This window comes from Variovorax sp. 01T439_2, assembly GCF_056398445.1.
Genome location: NZ_JBFTPJ010000717.1, coordinates 1 through 3054 on the forward strand (window position 1 = coordinate 1; position 3054 = coordinate 3054).

General features: G+C 70.4%; 2 protein-coding genes. Both read left to right on the top strand.

Annotation, left to right across the window (positions count from 1 at the left end):
- The first annotated feature begins 43 nt into the window (after positions 1 to 43).
- A complete protein-coding gene (locus tag AC1DOC_RS26500) occupies positions 44 to 916 on the top strand; it encodes a formate dehydrogenase accessory sulfurtransferase FdhD (RefSeq protein WP_018906453.1) in 873 nt (290 codons plus the stop codon).
- Between the two features lie 70 nt (positions 917 to 986).
- A partial coding sequence (locus AC1DOC_RS26505; protein WP_478130816.1) for an ABC transporter permease occupies positions 987 to 3054 on the top strand: 2068 nt, incomplete at its 3' end.

The following is a 3054-nucleotide window of genomic DNA, read 5'->3' on the forward strand; positions in this document are numbered from 1 at the left end:
CCACGCAGCCGGCCGCCGCCGCCAATCCCACGCCGAAGGCGCAGTGACGACGCCGCTGCCGTTGCCGCTCCCGCGTCTCACCCAGGCCCGCGCCGCGCTGACGCGCGAAGTCGAGGTCGTCGATGAGCATGGCGCGCGCGGCACCGTCTCCATCCCCGCCGAGCGCGACCTCACGGTGTACGTGGACCGGCGCGAACTCGTCACGCTGATGACGCTCGGCGCCCAGCCCGAACTGCTGGTGCTGGGCTACCTGCTGAACCAGCGCCTGATCGAAGCGGCCAGCGACGTCGAGTCGGTCACGGTCGACTGGGAGGTGGGCGCCGCCGCGGTCAAGACGCATGCCGGCATCGACCGCATCGAGGAGCGCACGGCCAAGAAGGTGGTGACCACCGGCTGCGGCCAGGGCAGCGTGTTCGGCGACCTGATGGCCGACATCGACAAGCTCGAGCTGCCGCCCACGCGCATGACGCAGGCCCAGCTCTATGCGCTGGTCAACGCGATCCGGCTCCAGGAGAGCACCTACAAGTCGGCCGGCTCGGTGCACGGCTGCGCGCTGTTCACGCTCGAGCCCGGCGGCACCGAGGCCACGATGCACTCCTTCGTGGAAGACGTGGGCCGCCACAACGCCATCGACACCATTGCGGGCTGGTGCGCCATGCAGCCGCCTGGCGCGCTGGCCGGCGACCGCGTTTTCTACACCACCGGCCGGCTCACGAGCGAGATGGTGATCAAGTCGGCGCAGATGGGCGTGCCGATCGTGGTCTCGCGCAGCGGCATCACGCAGATGGGCCACGAGGTCGCAACGCGCGTGGGTTTGTGCGCCATCGGCCGCGCGACCAACCGGCACTTCGTCTGCTACGCGGGCGTCGACCGGCTGGTGCTGCAGCCGGAACTCGCGCGCCGCAATCCGGCCTAAAGCCTGTTTCCTTGCTCGCGACAAGCCCCTGAAAGGCGCCGGCGCACGCGCGTCAGCTATCGTCTCGCCCATGAATGCCTCCTTCCGCCTTGGCTGGCGCACCCTGTGGCGCGATCTGCGCGCCGGCGAACTGCGCCTCTTGATCGTTGCCGTGCTGCTGGCCGTGGCCGCGCTCACGGCGGTCGGCTTCTTTGCCGACCGGCTGAAGGGGGGGCTGCAGCGCGATGCGCGGCAACTGCTCGGCGGCGACGCGGTGATCGTGAGCGACAACCCCACGCCTGCGGCCTTCATCGCACAGGCCCGTGCATTCGGGCTCGAGGGCTCCGGCACCTACGGCTTTCCCACCATGGCGCGGGCCGACGACGCCCAGGGCGGCGCGAGCAAGCTGGTGGCCCTGAAAGCGGTGGCCGCGGGCTATCCGCTGCGCGGCAACCTGCAGACCGCCAGCGCCCCCGATGCGCCGGGCAGCATCACGCGCGACATTCCGCCGGCGGGCGAGGTCTGGGTCGACGCCTCGCTGCTGGATTCGCTCGCGCTCAAAGTGGGGGACGCGCTTCTTCTTGGCGACAGCAGTTTGCGCATCGGCCGCGTGATTACCCTGGAGCCGGACCGTGGGGCGGGGTTCATGAGTTTTGCGCCGCGCGTGATGCTCAACCAGGCCGACGTGCCGCGCACCGGCCTCGTGCAGCCTGCGAGCCGTGTCGGCTACCGCTATGCCGTGGCCGGCGAGAACGCGGCCGTCAAGCGCTTTTCCGACTGGGCCGAGGCCGCCATCAAGAAGGGCGAACTGCGCGGCGTGCGGCTCGACTCCTTCGAAGGCGGGCGCCCCGAGATGCGCCAGACGCTGGACCGCGCCGAGAAATTCCTGAGCCTGGTCGCGCTGCTCGCGGCGCTGCTGTCGGCCGTGGCGGTGGCGTTGGCCGCGCGCGGCTTCGCGGCCAGCCACTTGGACGACTGCGCCATGCTGCGCGTGCTCGGCCAGAGCCAGCGCACCATCGCGCTGGCCTATTCGTTCGAATTCGCCGTCGTCGGCATCGTGGCCAGCAGCCTGGGCGTGGCGATCGGCTTTGGCGTGCACTACGTATTCGTGGTGCTGCTCGCAGGGCTGGTCGAAACGGCATTGCCCGCGGCCACCCTGTGGCCCGTGGCCTTCGGCCTGGGCATGGGACTCACGCTGCTGTTCGCCTTCGGCCTGCCGCCGGTGCTGCAGCTGGCCCGGGTGCCGCCGCTGCGCGTGATCCGGCGCGACGTTGGCGGGCTCAAGCCGGCCTCGCTCGCGGTGCTGGGCATTGGCGTGGCCGGCTTCGCGGCGCTGCTGATCGCGGCCAGCAGCGACCTGAAGCTGGGCCTGATCGCCGTCGGCGGCTTCGCGGGCGCGGTGGCCGTGTTCGCCCTCTTGAGCTGGCTTGCGGTGAAGGTGCTGCGCCGCAGCGTCAATGAAAGCACCGCGCCGCGCTGGCTGGTGCTGGCCACGCGCCAGATCTCGGCGCGGCCGGCCTACGCGGTGGTGCAGGTCAGCGCGCTGGCCGTGGGCCTGCTCGCGCTGGTGCTGCTGGTGCTGCTGCGCACCGACCTGGTCGCGAGCTGGCGCAAGGCCACGCCGCCCGATGCGCCCAACCGCTTCGTCATCAACGTCATGCCCGACCAGAGCAGCGCGTTCCAGAAGTCGCTGCGCGATGCCGGCGTGCGCAAGTTCGATTGGTATCCGATGATCCGCGGCCGCCTCGTGGCCGTCAACGACAAGCCGGTGTCGCCCGACGACTACCCGGAAGACCGCGCCAAGCGCCTGGTGGACCGCGAGTTCAATCTCAGCAACAGCGTGGAGGCGCCGGCGCACAACAGCATCGTGGCCGGCGCATGGAAGCCCGATGCGCCCGGCGAAGTGAGCGTGGAGGAAGGCCTGGCCGAGACGCTCGGCCTCAAGCTCGGCGACGTGCTGCGCTTCGACATCGGCGGCATGCAGAACGATGCGCGCATCACCTCGCTGCGCAAGGTCGACTGGGGTTCGATGCATGCGAACTTCTTCGTGATGTACACCGTGGCCGCGCTGCCCGACGTGCCGGTGACCTACATGGGCGCCTTCCGCGCGCCCGAAACCCGCGGCTTCGACAACGCGCTGGTGCGCAGCTACCCCAACG